The sequence below is a fragment of the Croceitalea sp. MTPC6 genome (assembly GCF_036985525.1).
Lineage (GTDB): Bacteria > Bacteroidota > Bacteroidia > Flavobacteriales > Flavobacteriaceae > Croceitalea.
Genome location: NZ_BTGR01000001.1, coordinates 509,220 through 534,688 on the forward strand (window position 1 = coordinate 509,220; position 25,469 = coordinate 534,688).

The following is a 25,469-nucleotide window of genomic DNA, read 5'->3' on the forward strand; positions in this document are numbered from 1 at the left end:
CCAGAGATAACAATAGAGTTCGTTTTTTTAAATATAGCGTATTCTACCTAAATTTGAATTCTATGAAGACCGATAAAGAATTATTGGTAAAAGGGATAAAATCGTTTGCCTACACAGCAGGTACAATGTTTTTAGCTCCTGTTGTATTATACCAAGCATTTAAAAATACGGACAAGCCCTTGTTTATTCCTGTTTTAATAGTGGGTATTGTTTTAGCTATACTGGCAGTTTATTTAGGTTTCCGCTCTGTAAGTATTGTAATGTCCGCCGTTTTTGGCAAAAAAGATTAATTGTTTGGCTTTGGGGATTTATGTTTCCATTTGTTGCTAAGCATCGCATAATCATAATCTAACACAGACTTTTGCCTTTCTAGCTTGTCATATGCGAAAGCGCGCTGTAGAATATCTTCAATCAAATAATCTTCATGCACTTCTTCCGGTTTAAATTCCTCTTTAAGGCTTATTTTAAAGGCTTTAGCCGTAGTATTATACCAAAATGCACGCCATCCACTGCGTAATTCTTTCACCAGATTAAAAGCAGTGGAACCTGTTTGCCTATGGATTAATTTGACTAAAATTTGTCCTTCGGTACGTGTTAGTTTTTTTAGTTCAGCAGAGAATTCACCTTCAATATATTTCTGAACCTTCTTGGTATAACGTTTTTGATGTCTCTTCTTCTTTATTTTGGTCAGGCTATCATTTAGCTCTACCAACCTTTCTGAAGCTAATTTGGCATACGGATACACTTTTAATGTTTTACGCCTAAGTATAAAATAGCGTAGCTTTTCTTTTTTATTGGTAAATTCTAGTTTGCCAAAAATATATACTTCATCTAAGGAAATAGAACTATGCAAAATAGAATCCCCTTCAAACCGAACATAATAATCTGCAACGGAGTCTAATGGCTTTTGCTCCTGCGCAAATCCATTAAAAAAACTTGATACAATCAATAAAAAGAAAATAATTCTAAACATATATCTATGCGTCCAAAAACCTTACCAAAAATAACGATAATGCCTACCTTATATTATTAAATAAAAGTGAATATTATTATGTTTGTAGCCTAATATAGATATATGGCTTCTGACAAAATCATTACTGATAAATCACTAAAGTTTTTTGAAAAATACCTTAACAATGCATCACCAACAGGCTATGAGTGGGAAGGTCAAAAAATTTGGATGGATTATTTAAAACCTTACGTAGATGATTTTATTACGGATACCTACGGTACTGCTGTAGCGGTCATCAATCCAAAAGCGAAGTACAGGGTCGTAATTGAAGGGCATTCAGATGAAATTTCTTGGTATGTAAATTATATTACTGACAACGGTTTACTATACGTAATAAGAAATGGCGGTAGTGACCACCAAATAGCTCCCTCAAAATGGGTCAACATCCATACAAAAAAAGGTGTGGTGAAGGGTGTATTTGGTTGGCCAGCGATTCATACTCGTAAAAGTGGAAAAGAAGAGCCTCCAAAACTTGACAACATTTTTATTGACACAGGTGCTAAAGATAAAGAAGAAGTAGAGAAAATGGGGGTTCATGTGGGATGCGTAATTACCTATCCAGATGAATTTCATGTATTGAACAAAGATAAGTTCGTATGTAGGGCTTTGGATAACCGTGCTGGTGGATTTATGATAGCGGAAGTTGCCCGTTTATTGCATGAGAATAAGGTAGCACTACCTTTCGGGCTGTATATTACTAATTCCGTTCAGGAAGAGATTGGGTTGCGCGGCGCGGAAATGATTACGCAAACAATAAAACCCAATGTGGCAATAGTAACAGATGTGACCCATGATACCACAACTCCAATGATTGAGAAAAAAGTTCAGGGAGATACTGCTATGGGCAAAGGACCTGTAATTTCCTATGCTCCAGCAGTACAACAAAAGCTAAGGGAACGTATTATAGAAACTGCGGAGGCGAAAAAGATACCTTTCCAACGTTCTGCTTCTTCAAGAGCTACTGGGACGGATACAGATGCCTTTGCCTACAGTAATGGAGGTGTGGCATCCGCCTTGATCTCTTTACCACTTAGATATATGCATACAACCGTGGAGACCGTTCATAGAGATGATGTAGAGAACGTGATTAGGTTAATTTATGAAACATTGTTGAGCATAAAAGATGGGGAGACCTTTAGTTATTTTGACTAGTCGATTCTTAGAAAGAATTTAAAAAAATCTCTGTGGATGAGCTAATTGATATTTTAGATGACAGTGGTAATTTCACAGGAAAAACTGCCCTAAAATCTGAAGCTCATAAAAAAGGTTTGTTCCATCCCACTGTGCACGTTTGGTGTTACTCCAAGTCGAGAAAAATTTTATTGCAACAACGTGGTGCCCAAAAAAAAACCTACCCTCTAAAATGGGATGTTTCTGTCGCAGGGCATATTGGGGCTGGGGAAAGTATAGAAACAGGGGCTTTTAGAGAAGTTCAAGAAGAAATTGGTGTAACCATTGAGCCTTCAGAACTTGAAAAAATCATAGTATTTAAAAAAGACAAAAAACATCCCAATGGTGTTTGGGATAGGGAGTTTACCTCTGTATTTATCTATAGACTTGATGATGAAATCTCTCTTTCTAAACAAGACTCAGAGGTGGAAGCCCTAAAATGGCTTGCTATTGAAGAATTTAAACAATGGATAAATAGAAAACATCTAGGTTTAATACCTAACTCTGAAGAACGATTTTATACGGTTATTTCTGAAATAGAGTCAAGACTTTAAAAATCCCATAAAGAATCAGTAAAATCAATATCTAAGGGAAGTGCTTTTTGTTCTCCAGTAATCATATTTTTTAAAATAAATTGGGCATTTTTCAATTCTTCCTCTCCCAATAAAATCACAAAAGGAACATTACGTTTGTCAGCAAATTTAAATTGCTTTTGAATTTTTGCAGCTGATGGATATAAATCTGCGTTTATACTATTTTCACGAAGCTTGGAAACCAGTTTTAAAGCGACAAGACCTTCTTTTTCTCCAAAATTTAAGGCAAGCACCTGCAAAGATTGTTCTATTTGTTTCGGAAATAAGTTTAATTCTTCTAAAACCAAATAGATCCTATCCAATCCAAAAGAAATACCTACTCCGCTTACATCTTTGAGACCAAAAATCCCAGTAAGGTCATCATACCGGCCTCCACCACCAATAGAGCCCATTTGTATTCCTTGGGGAGGAGCAACTTCAAAAATAGCTCCTGTATAATAGTTTAAGCCCCTTGCTAAGGTGACATCAAGCTCTAAACTTGCAGAGTTTAAACCAAGCTCGTTTACAATATCTATAATTTCTTTTAATTCCGATACGCCAGACAAACCAGTTTCAGAATCTGCCAATAAATTTTCTAATTGACCCAATTGCTCACTGGCAGAACCTAACATAGAAAATAAAGGCGATGCCTTTGCAATAGCACTTTCAGAAATACCTTTTGCCAACATTTCCTCTTTTACCTTCTCCTCTCCTATTTTATCCAGCTTATCCAATACAACAGTAAAATCTATCAATAAATGCTGTGCCCCAATAACTTCAGCGATACCCGACAGGACTTTTCTGTTATTGATTTTAATAGTAGTTCCTTTTAAATCCAATTCGGTAAAAACCCTATCATACAATTGTACCAACTCCACTTCTTGTAACAAGGAATTAGCACCTACAACATCGGCATCACATTGATAAAACTCTCTAAAGCGTCCTTTTTGTGGTCGGTCTGCACGCCAAACAGGTTGAATCTGATATCTTTTAAAAGGAAAATCTATTTCGTTTTGGTGCATCACCACATAACGTGCAAAGGGCACTGTAAGGTCATAACGAAGTGCTTTTTCAGTAATTTTTGGTGCAATACTACTGGATTTCTTAGAGCTATAAGTAACATCATCAACCTTAGAGATAAAATCTCCAGAATTCAATATCTTAAAAATCAATTTATCCCCTTCATCTCCATATTTTCCTAATAAGGTTTCAGAATTTTCAAAACTTGGTGTTTCAATTGGTTGAAATCCAAATAACTCAAATTGTTTCTTGATGATGTCAAAAATATAATTTCGTTTCGCTAATTCTACCGGAGAAAAGTCTCGAGTGCCTTTTGGAATAGATGGTTTTTGAGCCATGTAGTTTTAAATCTGATGCAAATATCGCGTTATCCAATGATATCATCAAACCATTGGTATAATTCTCCTTTGGTGATAACAGCCCCTTGTTGGATTAAATTAAACTTATCAAGGTTTTTATCATCAGTGTAGGCTTTGGATGCAGTTAAGTATTCTACAAAATCTGATTGAAAATTTCGCTTAAACCAACCAAAACCCACATTGGTTCGCAAATCAATTTCAGGGTTAAGAATCTTAACGGAAATCAACTTCATTTCCTTTTCGGCCAATTCAAAAAGATGCATTTGTAATGCGGATATATTTTCTAGGTATTTTACCTTATTAAGTACCCCTTCCCATATTAAATCACTAAAGACATCCAATTCCTCTTCAGCTACCTCAGGCTTAGTTTCTTTTATTTTTGACCATTCCTCCCCTGTAATGGATTGCGTAGCCAAAAAATTGATAAACTCAGGATGCAGCTCTTCTAACTGCTCTTTAGATAATCGACTATATTTCATTTTGCAAAAATAAAAAAGGTCATGCTTTCACATGACCTTTTATAAAATCTTTATTATCATTAATTAAAAATATATCGGACCCCAACTTGAGCCTGCCACCTAGAAAGTAGTCTGGTATCAGGAGAAAAAGTGTTTGTCCTATCTGGGTCAAAAGTAAAAGTTGGCGTATTTGTGTCATCAACTGTTACTCCCAATAATTGATCAAAATCTTGACGTTCAACGACTCCCCAATTAGAATTAAATAAATTACCAATATTAAGTATATCCAAACTTAATTGGAACTTGTTTTTATCATTTACTTTAATGTCCTGTAGCACTTTAACATCCCAACGACCTCTCCATGGAGCTAAAGCACCGTAACGATCAGCATATTGTCCTCTTCTATCACTCAAATAATCGTCTTGTTGAATAAAAGCTTCAAAAGCCTCAGCTTGACCAGCTCCACTAAAATTCATTTGCCCAACTTCACTTGCGGTAGGGATATATAATAAATCATTGATGCTAGAACCATCATTATTAATGTCGCCTCCGTAGATATAATTAAAACGACCACTTTGGGCATACTCAAAGAAAGATGAAATTGTAGTTCCAGTTTTAAACGCTTTAGAAATTACACCAATGATACGGTGCTTATCACCATAACGGGAATTAGATAATACATCCCTATTTGCATTACCAACAATCGCGTTACCTGCAAATGCATCCCCAGTTATTTCCGCATCAATGGAATTTACTTCTTTGGCATCTAAATAGCTATATGCCAATTGGGTATACAAACCACTATCAAATGTTTTTTGCAATTTTAAAGTAGCATTCCAAATTCTACCTTGATCTGAGTTTGTAAATACAAAAGCGCTTGTTGGGCCACCAAATAATTGGGATTTATCTGTATCCGTATAAACTGCTCTGTTATCTGGACCAGATAACGTAGCAGAAGGTGTGCCAAGACCCCAGTTTTGAACATGAGCCGCATTTATGTCCTTAGTATAGGATAGGTCAGCTGTCAAAATAATTCCATTATCAAAACGCTTATCCAAACCAAGATTAGTTCTCCAAACCTGTGGCCATTGAAAATCTGGATCAACTACTTGATAGAAAAAGAAGTCTGTTCCCTGTACCTGATTTCCTAACCAAACAAAAGGAAAACGACCAGTAAATATTCCTGACCCCCCTCTTAATTGTACAGATTGATTCCCTTTAACATCCCAATTAAATCCAATCCGTGGTGAAATTAACCAATTGTTGTTTGGTAATTGTTCAGAATCTATATTGATGGTCTCGTTAGTATCTGGGTCAAAATATGCAATATCTGGTGCATAAGTACCCCCTTCAGCTAGCGTGCCACCTTTTCTATCAATATTATCTCTAATCAAATCCGCGGTATCAAAATATAACGGTCTATCAAAACGAACGCCATAGGTCAACTTAAAATTCTCATTAACATCCCATTGGTCCTGTAAATAAAAGGATAACTGCCCAACGTTGGTCTCTGCCAAAGACCATCCACCTGGTGTACCATCTTCAAATTGATTATTATTATTTGCCGTAGCTATTGCTGCATTAAACTGCGACTGATAATCTGCAACTAAAGCAGCTTCACCTACCGCATCTAAATTTCTAAAATCAGCTATAGAATTTGATGGAAAGAAAACTCCCCTTGCTCCATAAAATCCTAAATTAAATGAATTGTCAAACTGAAATTTTTCAAAAGAGAAACCAACCGTATAGGTATGGTCGCCAACAAAAAAGTTTAGATTATCCGTAACCTGAAAAACTTTTTGGTCAAGCCTATTGTTAATGGAAAATGGCTCATGTCCTGCAATAATATAATTAGAACTTCCAGTCTCATCCAAAATGGTGATACTGGGGGCCGGTGATGAAAATGGGTCTCTAAAATCATCAAAATGAGTGTACCCAATTTGTAACTTATTTGTAGCCTCATTACTTAAGGTACTATTTAGTTCTAATTGTACCGAACGTATATTGTTGTTAATTTCATAACCTGCATTTTCAAATTGTAGTGTTTGTGTACTGGGTCCACGAAAAGTAATTGCATCCCGATTAGCAGGTTTTCCTTTTGAAGCGTTTAAAAAATTATAAATTACCGCCAGACGATTGTTATCATTAATGTTCCAATCCAACTTAATGATACCTTTTGTTGACTCTTGATTAAAATTAAATCCAGTAATAGCCCCTGGATTATAAAAAATATCATTCCCTTGAGCATCTTGGCCAACAACAACCTGCCTCAATATATTATCAACTAGCTGCATATCCGCTTGGGTAACTCTAGCGGTACTTATACCTGCTTGACCTACACCGCTCGGTATAAATCCATCTGTTCCGAGTTCCGTCAAATCATCTTTCTCAAAGTTCACGAAAAAGAATAGTTTATCCTTCACTATTGGGCCCCCAATACTAAAACCATATTGTTTTTGCTCTAAACCTGTTTTCGTTACGTCATCGCCATTAATCTTACCTCCGGTTAAATCGTCATTTCTAAAGAAACCGTAAGCAGTGCCATAAAAATTATTTGTTCCACTCTTGGTAACTGCATTAACAGAAGCTCCTGTAAAACCAGATTGTGTAACATCATAAGGAGCTGTTGTAACAGAAATCTGATCAATAGCTTCTATAGAAATAGGAGTCGCATTGGTTTGTCCGCCTGGTTGTGCAGCATCTAAACCAAATGGATTATTAAAAATAGCGCCATCCAAGGAAAAATTATTGTATTGATCGTTTCTTCCACCAAAAGAAAGACCTGAAGCTCCTGAAGAAGCAGCTGGCTCTAACCTAATAAAGTCATTGGTGGATCTTGAAATTGTAGGTAAACGAACTAAATCCCTTCTACTCACACTTGTTTCAGCACCTGTTCTATCACTTCCAAAAGTTCCTGATTGGTCAGATACAACAACGACTTCATCTAGTTGTTGACTATCAGGTACTAAAGCCACATTATAATTAAAAGTTTTACCTAGAGAAAGAAAAATATCATTCTTGGTCACCGTTTTATAGCCTACATAGGAAATAGTAACCGCATAAGGGCCTCCAACTCTTAGGTTAAGAAGGTTATAACGTCCTCCATCGTTAGATATAGATCCATAATTAGTACCAGTTGGTGTATGTACTGCAACTATATTAGCTCCAAATAAAGGTGCTCCTTGTTCATCGACTACTGTTCCCCTAATATTTGAGGTAGTAACCTGGGCAAAAACTGATGGTACAAGTGCCAATAGCACTGCTACCAGAAGTAATTTTTTCTTCATAATGTGTTTTGAGTTAAATTATGTTTAAGTTATTACAAATTAAGGCAAAAAAAAGAGCTATGCATGCATAGCTCTTAACAAGTTATTAACTTAGTTTTTAAATTTATTTTGCCTCGGCGATTACTTCAAAAGGGAAATCAACTACAACTTCTCTATGTAATCGTATTTGAGCATTGTAAGGACCTGTTCTTTTTACAGAACCACCTTGGATAGCAATAAACCTTTTATCGATAGCATGACCAGCTTTTTCAATTGAAGAAGCTAAATCTATATTAGTTACCGATCCAAAAAGTTTGTCTCCTGCGCCAGTCTTAGCTGGAATTTTAATTTCCAACTCTTTAAGGGCGTCTGCAATTTTCTGCGCCTCATCAATGACTTTCTTCTCTTTGTGGGCACGTTGTTTCAAATTCTCTGCTAAAACCTTTTTAGCTGACGGGGTCGCCAATGCGGCCAAGCCTTGAGGAATTAAGAAATTTCTACCGTAACCATTCTTTACAGTTACAACATCATCTTTAAAACCTAAATTCTGTACGTCTTCTTTTAATATAAGTTCCATCTTTCCGTCTTTATTATTTTAACATATCACCTACGTATGGCATCAATGCCAAATGACGTGCACGTTTTACCGCTTGTGCAACTTTTCTTTGATACTTTAAAGAAGTACCTGTTAACCTTCTTGGTAAAAGTTTACCTTGTTCGTTAACCAACTTCATTAAGAAATCTGGGTCTTTATAATCAATGTACTTGATTCCAGACTTTTTAAAACGGCAATACTTCTTTTGCTTGTTTGTCTCTATATTTAAAGGAGTAAGATATCTAATCTCACCATCCTTTTTTGACTTTGCTTGTTGTTGTAATGTTGACATGGTTAAGCCTTTGTTTTAAGTTTTGTTCTTCTTTTTTCGGCCCAAGCAACTGCATGCTTGTCCAATTTCACAGTCAAGAAACGCATGATACGCTCATCTCTTCTAAATTCCAACTCGTAAGGCCCAATTGCCTCACCTGGAGCTGCAAATTCAAAAAGGTGGTAAAATCCACTTTTCTTGTTCTGTATTGGATATGCTAATTTTTTTAGCCCCCAATTCTCTTTGGCTACCATTTTGGCACCACTCTTAATTAAGAAATCTTCAAATTTCTTAACTGTTTCCTCTATCTGAGTATCAGATAAAACGGGATTCAAAATGAAAACAGTTTCGTAATGGTTCATATTATATATTTATTTAAGGAGCGCAAAAGTAAACATAATTGTTTCTATTCACAAGAAAACGAAAAAATGTTCGTTATAATGGGAAATAGTTATTAACAGTTTAATTCAAAAAGCAACCTTATATCACGACAATTACTAATTACACAACAGAATACGCCATGTTTACATCTTTTGTTGCACCTTAACGGGTTTTTTATGTAATTTGCCGATGATTTAACCCCACAAATCACCCCATTTATGAAACTAAAAAGTATTATTGTAGATGACTCGTCGATGCAGCGGATGGCTGTGGCGAAGTTAGTCAACAATCACCCACATCTTGCATTGGTAGCTGAGTATAGTAATGCTATTGAAGCTAAAAATGGCCTTAAAAACCATGAAGTAGATTTAATCTTTCTTGATGTTGAAATGCCTATCATAAGCGGTTTTGACCTTTTAGAAGCATTAGAAAATCCACCTCAAGTAATTTTAATCACCGGTAAGCCGGATTATGCGCTTAAAGCCTTTGATTATGATGTTACAGATTACCTACATAAACCTATTACACTTGCACGTTTTGAAGCTTCTGTAAAAAGAGCTGTTTCCAAATACGAGCAAATCCACAGAGTGGATGAGGATGAAGAGCATATTTTTGTGAAGAGTAACCTTAAAAAACGTAAGGTCATCCTTAATGACATTAAATGGATTGAAGCTCTTGGTGACTACATTAAATTAGTCACAGACGAAGCAAATATTGTTATTCTTTCGACTATGAAGTCTTTTGAGCAGCAATTGCCTTCTGAAAAGTTTCTAAGAATACATAAGTCTTATATTGTAAATCTTGAGAAAATCGAGAAGTTCAACAGTAAAAATGTTGAAGTGGGGGGAAGACAGATACCATTAAGTAGAAACAAGAAAACAGAGCTAGCGGAAGCTTTAGCTAATGTATAATCAAATGTGGTCTACATTGTAGACTACTTTGACACTTTTATATTGTGAAATAGCATTAAAGGATTTTTCAATTCTTTTAATGCTATTTTTTGTTTGTGCAATTGATTGGCCTTTAGCGACTTTTAAAATTATATTTTTCAGGTACAACCTACGTATCCGAGAAACCACAGGGAATTCAGGACCTAAAACTGTGTCTTTTAATACATTTCGCAAAGAGTTGGCAAACCATTGTGAAGCTTCGTTCAATTTATTGTAGTCCTTATCTTTTAAGGTTATTTTGATGATGCGTAGCTCAGGCGGATATTTATACTGTTCACGCTCATAAATCTGCTCCGCATACATTTTTTCAAAATTTGTACTGGAGACCTGCTGTAGTATTTGATGGTATGGGTTGTACGTCTGTATTAAAACCTTACCGCGCTTTTTTGTTCTTCCTGCCCTACCCGCAACTTGGGTCAACAACTGATAACTTCTCTCATGGGCCCTATAATCTGGAAAATTTAGTAAATTATCGGCATTCATTATGCCCACAAGGCTTACATTTCTAAAATCTAGTCCTTTGGTCACCATTTGGGTTCCAACAAGAATGTCCATTTCATGCTGTTCAAATGCTGTGATTATTTTCTCATAAGCATATTTTCCACGGGTGGTATCCAAATCCATCCTTCCAATTTTTGCTTTTGGAAATAATTCCTCGAGTTCCTTTTGCACTTGTTCCGTACCAAAACCTTTTTTGTCCAAAGTATTACTTCCACAGGCTTCACAAGCTAATTGCAAAGCCATATGATATCCGCAATAATGGCATCTTAATTGGTTTTGGTATTGATGATAAGTCAAACTTACATCGCAATTAGGGCATTGCGATGAATGACCACAGGTTGTGCATTCAATAATTGGGGCAAAGCCCCTTCGGTTCTGAAAAAGAATAACTTGTTCCCCTTGGCCCAATACTTCTGCAATTTCTTCATGAAGCCGCTCTGAAAAATGACCTTTCATACGCTTCTTTCGAGTAGCTTCCTTAATATCGACCAATTCAATTTCTGGCATTAAAACATCTCCATACCGATGTTTCATTTCAGCTAATTGATATTTTCCATCTTGGGCATTCTTATAACTTTCTACACTCGGTGTTGCAGAGCCTAGGATACATTTAGAATTATGAAGGTTTGCTAGAACTATAGCGGCATCACGTGCATGATAACGTGGAGCTGGGTCAAATTGTTTAAAAGACGACTCATGTTCTTCATCTATAACAACTAATCCAAGGTTGCTAAAAGGTAAAAAAAGTGCCGACCTTGCCCCTATTACAATGTTTGCCTTCTCCTGATTTTTGAGCACATTGTTCCAAATTTCTACCCTTTCATTAATACTGTATTTAGAATGGTAAACCGAAACTTTATCGCCAAAGTAAGCCTGTAACCTATTGATAAGTTGTGATGTAAGTGCTATTTCAGGCAACAAATACAGTGCTTGCTTTCTGCTATTAATAGCTTCTTCGAGTAATTTTATATATACTTCTGTTTTACCAGATGATGTAACTCCATATAGCAAGCAGACTTTATCTTCTTGAAATCCAAGTTTTATGGTATTAAAAGCTGCCTGTTGGGATTGATTGAGTTCTATATGACCTGTAGTCTTTGTTCCATCAAATTGTACTCTATCAGTCTGAATATGATATTCTTTAAGAATTCTTTTTTCAATAAGCGATTTTATTACTGCTTTTGAACCACCGCTCTCGTTTTCAAGATCAGTTACTTTAATTGGTTTTTTACTCTGGGCTTGTAACTTAAATAAGGATAGTACTACTTGACTTTGTTTGGGAGCTCTTGTGAGGTTGTTCAATAACATTTCCAAATTTTCTTCAGAACCATACTCATCCCCTAGTCTAACATACCTTACCAACTTAGGCTTGTACTGTTCATAGATTTCCTCTTTTAACTGAATCGCTTTTTTTTCTACAAGTCTATTTACGACAGGAAGTACATTCTTGCGGTCAATTATTCCAACAATCTCATTAATTTTTAAGCTAGATTGATATCGTAACGCCTCTAAAATCAAAAACTCTTCATCCTTAAGTTCAGATTCATCAATGGTCTCCAATTTATTGGGAAGAATTAGAGTTTCACTTTCCAGTAAAAAGGCTGATGGTAATGCGCTACGAACAACTTCGCCCAGTGTACACATATAATACCTAGCAATCCATTCCCAGTGTTTAAATTGGGTTTGGGTCACAATCGGAACATCATCTAAAATTTGGTGAATTTCCTTTGGTTCGTATACTTCAGGAGCTATTTGATGGATTTTATAAACCAGCGCGGTGTAAATCTTGGACTTCCCAAAAGGAACGGCGACACGCATTCCCTGTTGTAAAAAATCTGATTCTTGTTCAGAAATTTTATAGGTAAAAAGCTTCTCTAAAGGAATAGGAAGCACAACGTCTATAAAATGTCCCATTCTAAACTATTCTTCTTTGTACCTAAGCCAGGTTTGGGTGCGATATAAAAAGGCTAAATAGCCTCTTACCTTTAACTTATCAGGATTATCAGGGTCCAACCAAATTTTTCCCCTAAAAGTCATTGCTTGTTCGGGGTCGAAAAGTTTTTTACCCTTGTAAACCCCATCACTTGTTTCTTTAAATGAAAAAATAATCTGCATTCCCTCTACAGGCTTGTCTTTTAGCTCTCCATCACATTTTATGCACAGTGCTCCCTCTTTGCCTTTCTCTAAAATTTTAAGCACTTTACCTTGTAGCAAACCATCTTCCTTGTAAAGCTCAACAATAGCTTTGGTAATACCATTTCTATCATCAATAGTACGCCACTTGCCCACAATACTTTGCGAAGCAAGCTGTTGAAAGCCAAAACAAAACAGTACTGCAAAAACTCTATAGTTAATCTTCAATTTCCTCTTCTTTTAAATTTCTAGCAACACTTTTCCGCATAGAAGATAAGGTTGCATTTAACTCAAACCCCAATAGCAAAATGTTTGAGTTTAACCAAATAAACACCATTAAAATCAATAAACCACCTAAAGCTCCATACAATTCGTTGTAACGGGCAAACTTTTCAACATAAACTCCAAATAAATAAGAAGTTAGAATAAACAATAATGTGGTCATTAATGCCCCAGCTGAGAAAAATCGTGCTTTTCTACCTTCAACAGTTCCAAAATAGTATAGTATAGCAGTTACCAAATAAGACAGTATCGTAAAGAATAAAATTTTAGATAACCATATACCAAAATGGTCTCCTCTTTCAACATCATAGCCTAAAGTCTTACCTAAATACTCAGAGGTATATTCTACCACGTAGAATTCAAAATACACAAACACTACCGCGCCTACTATCAACAAAATTGAAAGTAGGAGACCTACCATAAGCGCATATAGATACTGTCTAAAAAAGTTTCTTGTTAATTCTATATGATAGGAATTTTCAAAACCACTAAATATAGCATTTACCCCATTTGCCACTAAAAAGATAGATATGATAAACGCTGAAGATAGCAATCCCCCACGTTTCTGGTCTTTTATTTGTTGGTAGATATCACTAAAGTAATCACTGGTAGCTGAGGGTAAAAAGGATTCTAAAAAAATTAGGAACTGAGCATCAAAACCTTCGTTTCCTGCACTTACATAAGGAACTACAAATGGAATCAATGTTACAAAGAAAATCATTAATGGAAATAAGGCCATAAAAAGGCTAAAAGCAATGGAACTTGCCCTTGTAGATAAAGTTCCTTGAACAATACCAACAATATAAATTTCTATTAAATCATATAGAGAAAGCCCTTCAAAAGCGGGTAATTTAACTTTTTTAAGTAATCTAACCACCAAATTTATGATGGGTATTTTTTCTAAACGTTCCTCTATGGGTTCGGACATTATACCGCTTTTAGACTTAGGTCCATATTATGAACGGAATGTGTCAATGCTCCTGAAGAAATAAAGTCCACACCGCATTCCGCATATTTCCTGATAGTTTTTTCATTTATTCCCCCTGAAGACTCCGTTAAACATTTATCCCCTATCAACTCCACTGCTTTCCGGGTATCTTCATAGTTGAAGTTATCGATTAGTATCCTATAAACCCCATCAGACTTTAATATTTCTTGTATTTCTTCCAAGTCCCTCGCCTCAACAATTATTTTTAAGTCCCTATCTGTTTCCTTAAGATATGCTTTGGTCTTTTCAATTGCTTTGGATAATCCTCCTGCAAAATCTATATGATTGTCTTTAAGCATAATCATATCATATAACGCAAAACGATGGTTCTCTCCTCCTCCAATTTTAACAGCCCACTTCTCTAACGCTCTTATACCGGGCGTAGTTTTACGCGTATCCAAAACCTTGGTGTCCGTTCCTTTCAACAAATCCATAAAGGACTTTGTCTTTGTAGCAATGGCACTCATGCGTTGCATCGCATTTAAAACTAGACGTTCCGCTTTCAATATACTTTGTGAACTTCCTTCTACGTAAAAAACAATATCGCCGTATTTTACGGAATCCCCGTCCTTTAATACCTCTTCAACCGCTAGGTTTGAATCTACATATGCAAAGACTTGTTTCGCAAATTCTACTCCAGCAATTATCCCCTCATCTTTAACTAAAAGTTTAGCTTTTCCCTGAGCTGATTTTGGTATGCAAGCCAACGAGCTATGATCACCATCGCCAACATCTTCTCTAATAGCGTTGGAAATAATTAATTCTAACTCTTTTTGAAATTGTTCTTTCGAAATCATTTTAAAAATCGAATTTGAGCTAAAATACTAAAAACGTTTTCGAAAACCGTGTCGAATACAAATACTACTTTTGAAAAAAATTAAGTAGTGACCATAAGACTGATTGCCATAGGAAAGACAGACAGTAAGGAACTTCAATCCTTAATCGCTAATTACGTAAAACGTCTAGGCCATTACATCAAATTTGAATTTGAAATCATCCCTGATATTAAGAATGCTAAAAACCTATCCGAGGAGCAACAAAAATCTAAAGAAGGGGAATTAATTCTTAATAAAATTTCCAGTTCTGACGTTTTAATTCTGCTTGACGAGAAAGGCAAACAATTCTCAAGCATTGAATTTTCAGTACTGTTACAAAAAAGAATGAATAGCGGAATTAAATACCTAAGCCTGGTAATTGGAGGTCCTTATGGTTTTAGCCCTGCGGTTCACGAACGGGCAAATCAAACAATAAGTTTATCAAAAATGACGTTCTCTCACCAAATGGTCCGTTTATTTGTTGTGGAACAACTTTATAGAGCATTTACCATTTTAAGAAACGAGCCTTATCACCATGCTTAAATACATCTTAATTATACTTACTGGGCTATTTTTTCTTTGGCTTGCCAAATGGAACCTAAGAAAAGATAATTATGATGAAAAGACTTCAAAAGCCAATTATTGGATATGGCGAACCACAGCTATTATTTTTATAAGTATAGGTGGGGTCTACTTGGGCAGAGAGTTACTCTTTTTGCTTTAAGTATTTATCTTATTTAAAAATAAATTCACTTTTAAGGAAACCTGATTGAAGTTCTATAACACTTCCAAAAGCTCAGTGTGACAAGTATTTCTAGTAAAGCACCCTAAACTTAATGGTATGTTCTACGCTTTTTAGTGCTTTAATTACCTCCTTGTTGTATTCCTTATCCAAATCTGAAATCACATAACCCACTTCTGGATCTGTAGACAAGTATTGTCCCGTAATATTCATTTCATACTTGGCCAAGACCTCATTGATTTTAGCCATTACTCCAGGTACATTTTTATGAATATGTAAAAAACGATGCGCATTGTTCTGTTTTGGTAATCTAATATTAGGGAAATTTACAGAATCCACCGTATTTCCAGAGTTTACGTACTCCATAATTTTATTGGGTACAAAATCGGCAATATCACGTTGTGCCTCTTCGGTACTTCCGCCAATATGTGGCGTTAAAATCACATTATCCAATCCTTGTAATTCTGTTACAAACTTACCATTTGCTCTTGGTTCTTCTGGGTAAACATCTACAGCAGCACCACCAATTTTTCCACTTTTAAGTGCTGTCACCAATGCTGGAATATCTACTACAAAACCCCTTGAAAGGTTAACCAATATGGCTCCATCTCGCATTTGGTTGATTTCACGCTCACCAATAAAGTTTTTGTTTGCCTTATTATCATCAATATGTAGGCTGACAACGTCGGAAACCGATAACAAATCTTCAAGCGTTTTACATTTTATGGCATTACCTAATGCCAACTGGTCTGCTACATCATAATAGTAAACACGCATGCCAATAGCTTCCGCTAAAACCGAAAGTTGCTTTCCAATGTTTCCGTAACCTACAATTCCTAAGTTCTTGCCCCTAACTTCCTGTGAATTCAATGCTGTCTTAAACCATTGCCCATTATGAATTTCGGTACTACGTTGAAAAATACTTCGTTTCAACATAATGATTTGACCAATGGCCATTTCAACTACCGACCTTGTATTGCTATAAGGGGCATTAAACACAACTACACCCTTTTTTTTAGCCGCTTCCAAAGCAATTTGGGTAGTTCCAATACAGAAAGCACCAACAGCCAATAATTTATCAGCAGCTTCTAAGACTTTTTCAGTTACTTGGGTTTTGGAACGTATACCTAAAACATGGACTCCTTTAATACGTTCTATAAGCTCTTCCTCTGGAAGACTGTGCTTTACCAATTCTACTGAAAAACCATCCTCTGAAAGGTTTTCAAAGGCATCTGGATGTACGTTTTCCAGCAATAATATTTTTATTCGGTTCTTTGGATAAGAGACTTTTCTAGGTAAATCGTTCACAAATAAAAATTCATTTAAGTTAGGTGTAATAAAATCTGCATTCTCAGCGGCTTTTTCCCGATGCACATTCTCAGTATACGCAAAAAACTTATCAGCAATTCCTGCCTCGCGCATTACATAATCGCTGTAGCCATCCCCTATAACTTGCACCTCTCCATCAAGATCCAAAGTCTTTAAACATTCTATTTTTCCGTTGTGGGAAGATAGTACGTTGGTCTCATCAAAACCTACAATATTACCATCTTCATCAAATTTAAAGGTATTGGCATAAACACGTTCCGAAGGAATATCATATTCCAAAACAATAGGATCTATAAACTCTTTAAATCCGCATGAGATGACATAAATATCCTCAGCATATTTTTGAAAAAACTCTTTGTTCTCCTCTATAGACTTCGAAATCTTTTGTCTTAACTCTTCAACCAGGCCAGTCAAATCATCTTTATGAGCGTTGAGCAACTTTATTCTGCGCTCCAAAGACTCTGTAAAAGAAATATCACCATCAATACCCAAGTTAGTAATTTGCTGTATTTCCTTTAAAACAACATCTTTATTAGAGCTGTTTTTTAAGGTCATTTCTGCAAGCACATCCAATGCTTCAACCCTTGTAAGGGTACTGTCAAAATCGAATACGTATTTCCGTTGTGTTTCGACCATTTTTTCGAAAAAATAAGGAGTAAAAGTAAAAATTATATATACTTAAAATTCAATTTTAGCGAAAACTTGTAATTGATTATTAAATCAATATTTTTTGGAGTATTTTTTTATCAAAATCATTAAAACCAACGTCGTGTAGCTTTTAGATACAATTTATATTCTTTACCAAAAAGTTTGGTGAGCGCTTCTTCTTCATGGCGTATCTGAAAATGGTTCATATAGTAAACAAATCCTGCTAATACTATGGTGTTAAAGGCATTACCCAGTTTTAATGCAAAACCAATTAAAAACAATAACATTGCCAAATACATCGGGTTCCTAGTATATTGAAAGATACCTGAAACTACTAAACTACTTGCCTTTTCTGGATTCAAAGGATTGGTAGTGGTTTTCTTTTTAAAAAACTGAATTAAAGCTATTAACATTACTACAAACCCAATTCCAAGCATAACGTACATTAAAACTTCACGTCCAAAAAATTCAAACTCACCAACAGGTAAGTATTTTGCCAAAAGATAACAAGCTCCAGCAAAAATAAGTGCAACTAAGGGTGGCGGTATTTTTAATTTCATTAGTCTAAAATACTACTTTAGCAATCAAATTTTTATATCCTATTTATGGAACTGGTTTTTGCTACGCACAATCAAAATAAATTTGAAGAAGTATTACCTCTTATGCCAAAACATATTAAGTTACTGTCCCTTGATATGATTAACTGTTTTGATGAAATTGAAGAGACTGGAGCTACTTTGGAAGAAAATGCCAGAATAAAAGCTGATTTTGTCACTAAAAACTATGGATATAATTGCTTTGCTGATGATACTGGATTATTGGTAGATGTTTTAAAAGGAGCACCCGGAGTATTCTCTGCTCGCTATGCGGGACCTAAGAAAAATGCCGATGCCAATATGGACAAACTTTTGATTGAATTGAAACCACACAAAAACCGAGATGCAAGATTCCAAACTACAATTGCACTTAACCTACACGAACAAACCCATATTTATAATGGAGAAGTTTTAGGGAAAATTATAACGACAAAAAGAGGGTCAAAAGGTTTTGGTTATGACCCCATTTTTATTCCGGAAAGTTATGACAAGACTTTTGCGGAACTGCCCCTTTCTATAAAGAATAAAATAAGCCACCGTGGAAAAGCTATTAATTCCCTCATAGATTTTCTGTCAACACTTTAAATTACTGAAACAAAGTTATTTGAAGTATCGGAGGTCACGTAAATAATTAGCACTACCTTTGCCGCTTATTTAACGCCGCCGGTATGGCAGGTGTTGAGATGGGCTTCGGTTTATAGGAAACAATCGCTCTATTCAACACACATATTTGCGATTACTATAAACATTATGTCAAAATTTGAAAGTTTAGGGCTTCAGAAGTCCCTTTTGTCGGCTATTGTCGATTTAGGATTTGAAAATCCATCCGAAGTACAGGAAAAAGCAATCCCAATTTTATTGGAAGGTGAGACCGATTTGGTGGCACTAGCACAAACGGGAACAGGTAAGACTGCAGCTTTTGGTTTTCCATTAATCCAAAAAATCGATGTTGCCAGTCGTACCACACAAGGTTTAATCCTTTCTCCAACTAGAGAATTGTGTTTGCAGATCACCAAAGAAATGCAGCTCTACTCCAAATATGAAAAAGGGGTAAACGTAGTAGCCATTTATGGTGGTGCAAGTATTTCGGACCAAGCCAGAAAAATAAAAAAGGGAGCCCAAATAGTGGTAGCAACCCCCGGCCGTATGAAAGATATGATAGGTAGAGGTATGGTAGATATCTCTAAAATAGACTACTGTATTCTTGATGAAGCTGATGAAATGCTCAATATGGGATTTTTTGAAGATATCAAGGATATACTTTCCAATACGCCCAAAGAAAAATCCACGTGGTTGTTCTCTGCAACTATGCCAAAAGAGGTTTCCGTCATAGCTAAAAAGTTTATGCACAGTCCAAAGGAAATTACGGTTGGCACAAAGAATTCTGGAGCGAGCACGGTACAGCATGAATACTATGTAGTCAGCGGACGTGACCGCTACCCGGCTTTAAAACGATTGGCAGATGCCAACCCTGGTATTTTTTCTGTAATCTTCTGTAGAACAAAGCGTGATACGCAACGTGTTGCCGAAAAGCTGATTGAGGATGGTTATAATGCTGGTGCCCTGCATGGTGATTTAAGTCAAAATCAACGTGACTTGGTCATGAACTCTTTTCGCAAAAAACAGATTCAAATGTTGGTTGCCACAGACGTTGCTGCCAGGGGGATTGATGTAGATGATATTACCCACGTGATCAATTACCAACTTCCAGATGAAATTGAAACCTATACCCATAGAAGTGGTAGAACGGGAAGAGCAGGGAAATCAGGGATTTCTATGGTCATCGTTACTCGTAGTGAAATGCGAAAAATAAAGGCCATTGAAAGAAAGATTCAACAAGATTTCATAGAAATGAAGATTCCGACTGGAATCCAAATTTGTGAAATCCAGTTGTATCATCTGGTCAATAAAATAAAGGAAACTAAGGTAAATGAAGAGATAGATGTGTACCTACCTGCTATCAATGATGTATTGGAAGGTATTGATAGAGACGAGCTTATTAAAAAAATTGTCTCTGTAGAATTTACGCGTTTCTTTAATTACTACAACAAGACAAGAGATCTTAATTCACAAGACAGGTCCAATAAAAATGAGCGTGGAGATTCCCATAATTCCGGTGAAATCCCAAAAGATGGCTCGGTCCGTTACTTTATCAATGTTGGTGAGCGGGACAATTACGATTGGATGTCCTTAAAGGACTTTTTGCGGGATACCCTAGGGCTAGATCAAGATGACATTTATAAGGTAGACACCAAGGATACCTTTTCTTTCTTTAATACTGATGCCAAGTTTACCCCAATGATATTGGAGACTTTCTCAGATTTTAAAGTAGATGGGCGTTTTGTAAATGTTGAGGTTTCTAAAAGCCCAGGTGGTGGAAGAAGAGGTGGCGGAAGACGAGACCGTAACCGTGGCGGTGGAAGACGTGACCGCAATAGAGATGGAGGTGGGAGAAGAAATCGGAATTCCTCTTTTAAAGGTGGTAAAGGGTCAAGCAATAGTGGCAAAGGGAAAAGAAATAAGGGGTTCTATTAGTTAAGAGCTTCCCAAAATACTTTATGATTTGCTGCTTTATTTTCCTCGTTTTGTATTTTTAGCGAAGAAATTGCTTCATGAAGAAACTTTTACCTCTGGTTTTACTGTTCAGCTACTTTGTAGGTTTTTCACAGGAAGAAAGTAACCCTACGCAAGAATTAAAAGCAACTGTAATAAACGCACAAACAGATTTTCCTTTAGAAAGTGTGCATATCATCAATTTAAATCAGGTAAAAGGAACCATTACCAATGAAAATGGTAAGTTTTCTATACCTGCTGCAGTCAATGACACGCTTTATTTAACTTATTTAGGTTTTAAACCTCAAAAGGTTAGGGTCACCAACGATATGTTCAAGTTTGAGGATACAAAAATCTCTTTAACAGAATTAGCTTATGCGTTGGAAGAAGTTGTTGTTAGACCTTACCAGTTGACTGGTTACTTAGAAATTGATGTGAAAAACCTACCCATAAACGATGCGTATCAATATAGTATCTCTGGATTGAACAAGAGTTACGAAGCCGGAAACAAAAACCCAAGTGCAGTGACCAAGGTTTTGGGAGCAATCTTGAATCCTGCAGATTTGCTCCGTAATCTTTTTGGAAAAAAACCCAAACAGATGCGGAAATTACAGCAGATGAAGCAAGACGATGAAATTCGAAACTTGCTTGCCTCAAAATTTGATAGGGAGACACTCACCGAGCTTTTGCAAATAGAGAAAATGGATATTGATGACATTTTAAATAACTGTAACTATTCCAAATCCTTTATTACCACAGCCAACGATCTACAAATTTTAGACGCCATTAGTGCCTGCTATGAAGAATACAAAGTATTGAACAGAAGGTAATTACCACTTTTTATCTTTTTAACATAAAATCTTCACTTTCTAAGGAGTTGCCGAAATAGAAATAAATTTTATATTTCGAACTGCATTTTATAGCTTTAAACAAATTCCCTAAAGATGAAAAAACTACTTATCGCGATGTCGATATTGTCCTTTATGTTTAGTTGTAAAAAAGCTAAAAAGCAAGTTGATAAAGAGGCTAAACCAACCGCAGAACTTGTGAATAAAGAAGTAAAAGACAGACCATTTTATTGGGAAGGTGCCAATATCTACTTCCTGTTGACCGATAGGTTTAATAATGGTAATCCAGATAAAGACCTTAATTTTTCCAGAACAGATTCCACAGCAGTTCTTAGAGGCTTTGAAGGTGGTGACATTGCTGGTATTACACAAAAAATAGAGGAAGGTTATTTTACGGATTTAGGTATTAATGCCATCTGGTTTACCCCAGTAGTCGAACAAATTCATGGGGCAACTAATGAAGGTACAGGCAATACCTATGGTTATCATGGCTATTGGACAAAAGACTGGACTGCTATAGACCCGAACTTTGGAGACAGACAAGAGCTACATAAACTGGTAAAAACCGCTCATTCCAAAGGAATACGAATTTTATTGGATGTCGTTTTAAACCATACAGGACCTGTTACGGATATTGATCCTGTTTGGCCAGACGAATGGGTAAGAACTGGACCACCATGCGAGTTTACCACTTATGAAAATACTACAGCATGCACTTTGGTCAAAAACTTACCAGATATTTTAACGGAATCTAATGAGCCTGTAGAATTACCTGATGCCTTGCTGGCCAAATGGAAGGATGAGGGTCGTTTAAGTCAAGAACTCGATGAATTGCAGTTATTTTTTGAGCGTACCGGCTACCCCAGGGCTCCTCGTTTTTATATTATTAAATGGCTTACCGATTACATAAACGAGTTCGGTGTGGATGGGTTTCGCGTAGATACCGTAAAGCATGTTAACGAAAATGCATGGGCAGAACTAAGGAAAGAGGCGGATTACGCTTTTGAAACATGGAAAAAGAAGCACCCAGACCAGGTTTTGGATGACAATCCTTTTTACATGGTTGGCGAAGTATACAACTATGGTATTTCTTCGGGAAGGCAATTCGATTTTGGGGATAAAAAAGTAGATTATTTTGACAATGGCTTTAAGAGCCTTATCAATTTTGAATTGAAAAATGATGCAACAAAAAATTATGATGCCATTTTTAAGAAATACAACTACCTCCTTAATACAAAATTGAAAGGAAAAAGTGTTGTTAACTATCTTACCTCACATGATGACGGAAGTCCTTTTGATAAAGAACGTAAAAAACCATTTTATTCAGCCAATGTATTATTATTAACGCCAGGGGCATCCCAAGTATATTATGGTGATGAGACTGCTAGACCTCTAATTATTGAGGGCACTGAAGGCGATGCTACTCTACGTTCATTTATGAATTGGGAAGATTTGGATAGTATTCCAAAAATCCAAGAAATTCACAAGCACTGGCAAAAATTAGGTCAGTTTAGAGCAAATCACCCAGCCGTAGGAGCAGGAAAACATAAGCGTTTGGCTAAATCTCCCTATGTATTCTCTAGAATGTATATCAATGGGGATTATAAAGATAAAGTTGCCGTCGGCTTGGACTTGCCAAAAGGCAAAAAGTCGCTTTGGGTAAAAGGCTTTTTTGGAGATGGAACAAAGCTTTATGACACCTACTCGGAAACTGAAGTCATGGTTAAAAATGGAAAGGTTATTTTGGAGAATGATTTTGACACTGCCCTACTAGAGCTAATGGAATAGGTTTAATTTATTAAAACTAAATATATGCATAAAGTGTTACTGCCGTTTTTGGCATTAAGCTTTTGTTTGTCAATCAATAGTCAAACAAATTCTTACAAGGTTTCCTTTGATAATGCAGTGCATCACGAAGGTGTTTTTACCTTATCCTTTCCTGAAATAACATCCGACACTTTATCTGTTCGTATGGCAAATAGCTCTCCAGGACGTTATGCGTTTCATTCGTTTGCCAAAAACGTGTACAGTTTTAAAGCCATGGATAGCAAGGGGAAAACAATTCCCTTTCACAGACCTAATCCATATCAATGGGATATTTACGGGCATGATGGTGAGGTAACAATTCAATATACTTTATTTGCAAATCGAGGAGATGGAACGTTTTCCCAGATTGATGAAACTCATGCTCATTTGAACATTCCTGCTAGTTTTATTTATGCACCTGCATTAAGCAATAGACCAATTGAAATTTCATTCAACACCCCTGAAACTTATCAATGGAAGGTAGCCACACAGTTAAAAAAACATGACGAAAAATTGTATTGGGCTCCCAATCTATATTATTTTATGGATAGCCCTATAGAACTTAGCAATCATAGTCTTCGAGAGTTTAAAGTAAATTCAAACGGGAAGAATCAAAATATCCGTTTTGTCTTACACCATAATGGAACTGAAGAAGAATTGAATCAATATTTTGAAAGTGTAAAACTGATTGTAAAAGAACAAGAAAAGGTTTTTGGAGAGTTACCAAATTTTGATTTTGGTGAATACACTTTCTTGGCTTGTTACATGCCCAATGTTAATGGAGATGGTATGGAACATCGTAATTCGACAATACTTACTTCAACCAGAAGTTTAGCTAATGAAGGACTTAAAAGAAATTTAGGTACCGTTTCCCACGAGTTTTTTCATGCTTGGAACGTAGAACGTATTCGACCAAAACCATTAGAGCCTTTTGATTTTGACAATGTAGATATGAGCGGTGAGCTTTGGTTTGCAGAAGGTTTTACTTCGTATTATACCAACTTGATTCTTTGCCGAGCAGGTTTAAGAACCCCAGAGGAATATGTAAAAGGATTAAATGGAGCTTTTAATTACGTATGGAACTCTAATGGAACCAAGTTTTTCAACCCCATTAAGATGAGCTATCAAGCTCCTTTCGTGGACGCTGCAACATCACTGGACCCACAAAACCGAAACAATACTTTTATTTCTTACTATTCATATGGTAGTGTTCTTGGTCTTGCGTTAGACCTATCACTCAGAAAAAACAATCTAAACCTAGATGATTTCTTTAAAAAAGTTTGGAATACGTTTGGTAAGAACGAAAAACCATACACAATCACAGATTTACATCTAACTTTAAATGAATATGCTGGAAAAAGCTTTGGTGACTCCTATTTTGAAAATTATATCTACAATAGTAATATGCCAGATTACAAAACACTATTTGCCAGTGTGGGGCTTAAAATGACACAAGATGAGGATACTGGTTATTTTGGGGGATATGTTAATAAAAACACCATTGGAAACAATACACTTATTGATTCCCCAGCCTATAAAGCTGGGCTTGAAAGAGGTGATGTAATTACCAAGGTGAATACTATAGAAATGACGGAAGAAAATCACTTTTCAGATTTCTTAAAGACCAAAAAGCAAGGCGACACTTTAGCTATTACCTATACCCGTTTTGGTAAAGAGAGAAAAACTGAAGTTACCCTTTCTAAAAATCCAAAATATACTATTTCTATTGATACTGAAGCAGATGAAAAAGCAGTTTCAATGCGTAATAAATGGCTAAAGCAGTAAGTTATTCCGGTGGTGAGTGTAATGCAATTCTATTTCCTTCAGAATCATGGAATAAGCCCATAAAACCAATTTCATCACTGATTTTGGTTTTGTGCTTTAGAATGCGCCCACCAGCAGCCTCTATTCTATCCAATTCATTCTGTACATCCTTACAGGAAAAGTAAATAAGTACTCCTTCTTTACGATTGGGAATATACCATTCTGGTTGTAAAATCAAAGAGCCAGAACAACCTGGCTTTCCATGTTCCGCTGGTAGCCAACCCATTAAAGTGCCTCCAAAATCTTGGACTGTTATTTTTATCTGAAAAACCGCTTCATAAAAATCTCTGGCCCTTGCCATATTGGTCACTGGGATTTCTATCCAGCCTATTAAATTTTGCTCCATAGCT

At 36.1% G+C, this 25,469-nt stretch carries 25 protein-coding genes; 11 read left to right on the forward strand and 14 right to left on the reverse strand.

What is annotated here, in order from left to right:
* Window positions 1-62 precede the first annotated feature (62 nt).
* Window positions 63-290, forward strand: coding sequence for a DUF6095 family protein (locus AACP56_RS02395; protein WP_339333822.1), 228 nt, complete (start codon window positions 63-65; stop codon window positions 288-290).
* Here the strand turns inward: AACP56_RS02395 and AACP56_RS02400 are convergent.
* On the reverse strand, window positions 287-973 hold the full coding sequence (locus AACP56_RS02400; RefSeq protein ID WP_339333820.1) for a DUF4294 domain-containing protein: 687 nt from the start codon (window positions 971-973) through the stop codon (window positions 287-289). The genes AACP56_RS02395 and AACP56_RS02400 overlap by 4 nt on opposite strands.
* Window positions 974-1,075: 102 nt before the next feature.
* Here AACP56_RS02400 and AACP56_RS02405 point away from each other — a divergent pair, with 102 nt between their 5' ends.
* On the forward strand, window positions 1,076-2,164 hold the full coding sequence (locus AACP56_RS02405) for a M42 family metallopeptidase (RefSeq protein ID WP_339333817.1): 1,089 nt from the start codon (window positions 1,076-1,078) through the stop codon (window positions 2,162-2,164).
* Window positions 2,165-2,196: 32 nt separating this feature from the next.
* Window positions 2,197-2,736, forward strand: coding sequence for an NUDIX hydrolase (locus tag AACP56_RS02410; RefSeq protein WP_339333815.1), 540 nt, complete (start codon window positions 2,197-2,199; stop codon window positions 2,734-2,736).
* On the opposite strand, the gene hisS is transcribed toward AACP56_RS02410, so the two are convergent.
* The 6 genes from hisS to rpsF all read right to left on the reverse strand — a co-directional run bounded on the left by hisS (window position 2,733) and on the right by rpsF (window position 9,085).
* On the reverse strand, window positions 2,733-4,112 hold the full coding sequence (gene hisS, locus AACP56_RS02415; RefSeq protein ID WP_339333812.1) for a histidine--tRNA ligase: 1,380 nt from the start codon (window positions 4,110-4,112) through the stop codon (window positions 2,733-2,735). The genes AACP56_RS02410 and hisS overlap by 4 nt on opposite strands.
* A 29-nt stretch (window positions 4,113-4,141) precedes the next feature.
* Window positions 4,142-4,612, reverse strand: a complete 471-nt coding sequence (locus tag AACP56_RS02420) for a DUF6495 family protein (RefSeq protein WP_339333810.1) — start codon at window positions 4,610-4,612, stop codon at window positions 4,142-4,144.
* 59 nt (window positions 4,613-4,671) lie between these two features.
* On the reverse strand, window positions 4,672-7,878 hold the full coding sequence (locus AACP56_RS02425) for a TonB-dependent receptor (protein ID WP_339333808.1): 3,207 nt from the start codon (window positions 7,876-7,878) through the stop codon (window positions 4,672-4,674).
* 103 nt (window positions 7,879-7,981) lie between these two features.
* Window positions 7,982-8,434, reverse strand: a complete 453-nt coding sequence (rplI, locus tag AACP56_RS02430) for a 50S ribosomal protein L9 (protein WP_339333806.1) — start codon at window positions 8,432-8,434, stop codon at window positions 7,982-7,984.
* A gap of 13 nt (window positions 8,435-8,447) precedes the next feature.
* On the reverse strand, window positions 8,448-8,744 hold the full coding sequence (rpsR, locus tag AACP56_RS02435) for a 30S ribosomal protein S18 (protein ID WP_339333803.1): 297 nt from the start codon (window positions 8,742-8,744) through the stop codon (window positions 8,448-8,450).
* Window positions 8,745-8,746: 2 nt separating this feature from the next.
* Window positions 8,747-9,085 carry a 30S ribosomal protein S6 gene (gene rpsF, locus AACP56_RS02440; protein WP_339333801.1) on the reverse strand — a complete coding sequence of 113 codons (339 nt, stop codon included), beginning with the start codon at window positions 9,083-9,085 and terminating at the stop codon, window positions 8,747-8,749.
* Window positions 9,086-9,322: 237 nt separating this feature from the next.
* Between rpsF and AACP56_RS02445 the strand changes: the two genes are divergently transcribed.
* Window positions 9,323-10,015, forward strand: coding sequence for a LytR/AlgR family response regulator transcription factor (locus AACP56_RS02445; RefSeq protein WP_339333799.1), 693 nt, complete (start codon window positions 9,323-9,325; stop codon window positions 10,013-10,015).
* On the opposite strand, the gene priA is transcribed toward AACP56_RS02445, so the two are convergent.
* From priA to nadC, 4 genes are read right to left on the reverse strand one after another with little or no spacing between them, the layout of a single operon-like run.
* Window positions 10,016-12,469 (reverse strand): replication restart helicase PriA, encoded by a 2,454-nt coding sequence (gene priA / locus AACP56_RS02450; protein ID WP_339333796.1) that lies wholly within the window; start codon window positions 12,467-12,469, stop codon window positions 10,016-10,018.
* Window positions 12,470-12,475: 6 nt separating this feature from the next.
* The gene (locus tag AACP56_RS02455) at window positions 12,476-12,916 is read right to left on the reverse strand and encodes a DUF2147 domain-containing protein (protein ID WP_339333794.1); all 441 of its coding nucleotides are present in this window, start codon (window positions 12,914-12,916) and stop codon (window positions 12,476-12,478) included.
* Window positions 12,906-13,898 carry a YihY/virulence factor BrkB family protein gene (locus tag AACP56_RS02460; protein WP_339333792.1) on the reverse strand — a complete coding sequence of 331 codons (993 nt, stop codon included), beginning with the start codon at window positions 13,896-13,898 and terminating at the stop codon, window positions 12,906-12,908. The genes AACP56_RS02455 and AACP56_RS02460 overlap by 11 nt, the downstream gene beginning before the upstream one ends.
* Window positions 13,898-14,755: a carboxylating nicotinate-nucleotide diphosphorylase gene (nadC, locus tag AACP56_RS02465; RefSeq protein WP_339333790.1), complete on the reverse strand. Its 858-nt coding sequence runs from the start codon at window positions 14,753-14,755 to the stop codon at window positions 13,898-13,900. Before nadC ends, AACP56_RS02460 begins: the two co-directional genes overlap by 1 nt.
* Before the next feature lie 87 nt (window positions 14,756-14,842).
* On the opposite strand from nadC, the gene rlmH reads away from it, so the two are divergent.
* The gene (gene rlmH / locus AACP56_RS02470) at window positions 14,843-15,316 is read left to right on the forward strand and encodes a 23S rRNA (pseudouridine(1915)-N(3))-methyltransferase RlmH (protein WP_339333788.1); all 474 of its coding nucleotides are present in this window, start codon (window positions 14,843-14,845) and stop codon (window positions 15,314-15,316) included.
* Complete coding sequence (locus AACP56_RS02475; RefSeq protein ID WP_339333786.1) at window positions 15,309-15,497, forward strand: hypothetical protein; 189 nt, start codon at window positions 15,309-15,311, stop codon at window positions 15,495-15,497. Before rlmH ends, AACP56_RS02475 begins: the two co-directional genes overlap by 8 nt.
* Before the next feature lie 90 nt (window positions 15,498-15,587).
* On the opposite strand, the gene serA is transcribed toward AACP56_RS02475, so the two are convergent.
* Together serA and AACP56_RS02485 are read right to left on the reverse strand one after the other, a co-directional pair.
* Window positions 15,588-17,480, reverse strand: a complete 1,893-nt coding sequence (gene serA, locus AACP56_RS02480) for a phosphoglycerate dehydrogenase (protein WP_339333784.1) — start codon at window positions 17,478-17,480, stop codon at window positions 15,588-15,590.
* A gap of 119 nt (window positions 17,481-17,599) precedes the next feature.
* Window positions 17,600-18,052, reverse strand: a complete 453-nt coding sequence (locus AACP56_RS02485; RefSeq protein WP_339333782.1) for a methyltransferase family protein — start codon at window positions 18,050-18,052, stop codon at window positions 17,600-17,602.
* A 45-nt stretch (window positions 18,053-18,097) separates the two neighbouring features.
* Between AACP56_RS02485 and AACP56_RS02490 the strand changes: the two genes are divergently transcribed.
* The 5 genes from AACP56_RS02490 to AACP56_RS02510 all read left to right on the forward strand — a co-directional run bounded on the left by AACP56_RS02490 (window position 18,098) and on the right by AACP56_RS02510 (window position 25,080).
* Window positions 18,098-18,673 carry a non-canonical purine NTP diphosphatase gene (locus AACP56_RS02490; RefSeq protein WP_339333780.1) on the forward strand — a complete coding sequence of 192 codons (576 nt, stop codon included), beginning with the start codon at window positions 18,098-18,100 and terminating at the stop codon, window positions 18,671-18,673.
* A gap of 165 nt (window positions 18,674-18,838) precedes the next feature.
* Entirely contained in the window at window positions 18,839-20,623 is a 1,785-nt protein-coding gene (locus tag AACP56_RS02495; protein WP_339333778.1) for a DEAD/DEAH box helicase, read from the forward strand.
* A 77-nt stretch (window positions 20,624-20,700) separates the two neighbouring features.
* Window positions 20,701-21,471 (forward strand): carboxypeptidase-like regulatory domain-containing protein, encoded by a 771-nt coding sequence (locus AACP56_RS02500; protein ID WP_339333776.1) that lies wholly within the window; start codon window positions 20,701-20,703, stop codon window positions 21,469-21,471.
* A gap of 114 nt (window positions 21,472-21,585) precedes the next feature.
* Window positions 21,586-23,277 (forward strand): alpha-amylase family glycosyl hydrolase, encoded by a 1,692-nt coding sequence (locus tag AACP56_RS02505; RefSeq protein ID WP_339333774.1) that lies wholly within the window; start codon window positions 21,586-21,588, stop codon window positions 23,275-23,277.
* A 24-nt stretch (window positions 23,278-23,301) separates the two neighbouring features.
* Window positions 23,302-25,080 (forward strand): M61 family metallopeptidase, encoded by a 1,779-nt coding sequence (locus AACP56_RS02510; protein WP_339333772.1) that lies wholly within the window; start codon window positions 23,302-23,304, stop codon window positions 25,078-25,080.
* A 1-nt stretch (window position 25,081) separates the two neighbouring features.
* Here AACP56_RS02510 and AACP56_RS02515 read toward each other — a convergent pair whose 3' ends face one another.
* Entirely contained in the window at window positions 25,082-25,465 is a 384-nt protein-coding gene (locus AACP56_RS02515; RefSeq protein WP_339333770.1) for a VOC family protein, read from the reverse strand.
* Window positions 25,466-25,469 lie beyond the last annotated feature (4 nt).

Bases quoted from the DNA above. Each gene is read 5' to 3' on its own strand.
- AACP56_RS02420 (WP_339333810.1), bottom strand. From the start codon at position 4,612: ATGAAATATAGTCGATTATCTAAAGAGCAGTTAGAAGAGCTGCATCCT.
- priA (WP_339333796.1), bottom strand. From the start codon at position 12,469: ATGGGACATTTTATAGACGTTGTGCTTCCTATTCCTTTAGAGAAGCTT.
- AACP56_RS02405 (WP_339333817.1), top strand. From the start codon at position 1,076: ATGGCTTCTGACAAAATCATTACTGATAAATCACTAAAGTTTTTTGAA.
- AACP56_RS02510 (WP_339333772.1), top strand. From the start codon at position 23,302: ATGCATAAAGTGTTACTGCCGTTTTTGGCATTAAGCTTTTGTTTGTCA.
- AACP56_RS02505 (WP_339333774.1), top strand. From the start codon at position 21,586: ATGAAAAAACTACTTATCGCGATGTCGATATTGTCCTTTATGTTTAGT.
- AACP56_RS02485 (WP_339333782.1), bottom strand. From the start codon at position 18,052: ATGAAATTAAAAATACCGCCACCCTTAGTTGCACTTATTTTTGCTGGA.
- hisS (WP_339333812.1), bottom strand. From the start codon at position 4,112: ATGGCTCAAAAACCATCTATTCCAAAAGGCACTCGAGACTTTTCTCCG.
- AACP56_RS02445 (WP_339333799.1), top strand. From the start codon at position 9,323: ATGAAACTAAAAAGTATTATTGTAGATGACTCGTCGATGCAGCGGATG.
- AACP56_RS02460 (WP_339333792.1), bottom strand. From the start codon at position 13,898: ATGTCCGAACCCATAGAGGAACGTTTAGAAAAAATACCCATCATAAAT.
- AACP56_RS02425 (WP_339333808.1), bottom strand. From the start codon at position 7,878: ATGAAGAAAAAATTACTTCTGGTAGCAGTGCTATTGGCACTTGTACCA.
- rplI (WP_339333806.1), bottom strand. From the start codon at position 8,434: ATGGAACTTATATTAAAAGAAGACGTACAGAATTTAGGTTTTAAAGAT.
- AACP56_RS02500 (WP_339333776.1), top strand. From the start codon at position 20,701: ATGAAGAAACTTTTACCTCTGGTTTTACTGTTCAGCTACTTTGTAGGT.
- rpsR (WP_339333803.1), bottom strand. From the start codon at position 8,744: ATGTCAACATTACAACAACAAGCAAAGTCAAAAAAGGATGGTGAGATT.
- AACP56_RS02515 (WP_339333770.1), bottom strand. From the start codon at position 25,465: ATGGAGCAAAATTTAATAGGCTGGATAGAAATCCCAGTGACCAATATG.
- AACP56_RS02490 (WP_339333780.1), top strand. From the start codon at position 18,098: ATGGAACTGGTTTTTGCTACGCACAATCAAAATAAATTTGAAGAAGTA.
- AACP56_RS02400 (WP_339333820.1), bottom strand. From the start codon at position 973: ATGTTTAGAATTATTTTCTTTTTATTGATTGTATCAAGTTTTTTTAAT.
- nadC (WP_339333790.1), bottom strand. From the start codon at position 14,755: ATGATTTCGAAAGAACAATTTCAAAAAGAGTTAGAATTAATTATTTCC.
- AACP56_RS02475 (WP_339333786.1), top strand. From the start codon at position 15,309: ATGCTTAAATACATCTTAATTATACTTACTGGGCTATTTTTTCTTTGG.
- rpsF (WP_339333801.1), bottom strand. From the start codon at position 9,085: ATGAACCATTACGAAACTGTTTTCATTTTGAATCCCGTTTTATCTGAT.
- AACP56_RS02395 (WP_339333822.1), top strand. From the start codon at position 63: ATGAAGACCGATAAAGAATTATTGGTAAAAGGGATAAAATCGTTTGCC.
- AACP56_RS02495 (WP_339333778.1), top strand. From the start codon at position 18,839: ATGTCAAAATTTGAAAGTTTAGGGCTTCAGAAGTCCCTTTTGTCGGCT.
- serA (WP_339333784.1), bottom strand. From the start codon at position 17,480: ATGGTCGAAACACAACGGAAATACGTATTCGATTTTGACAGTACCCTT.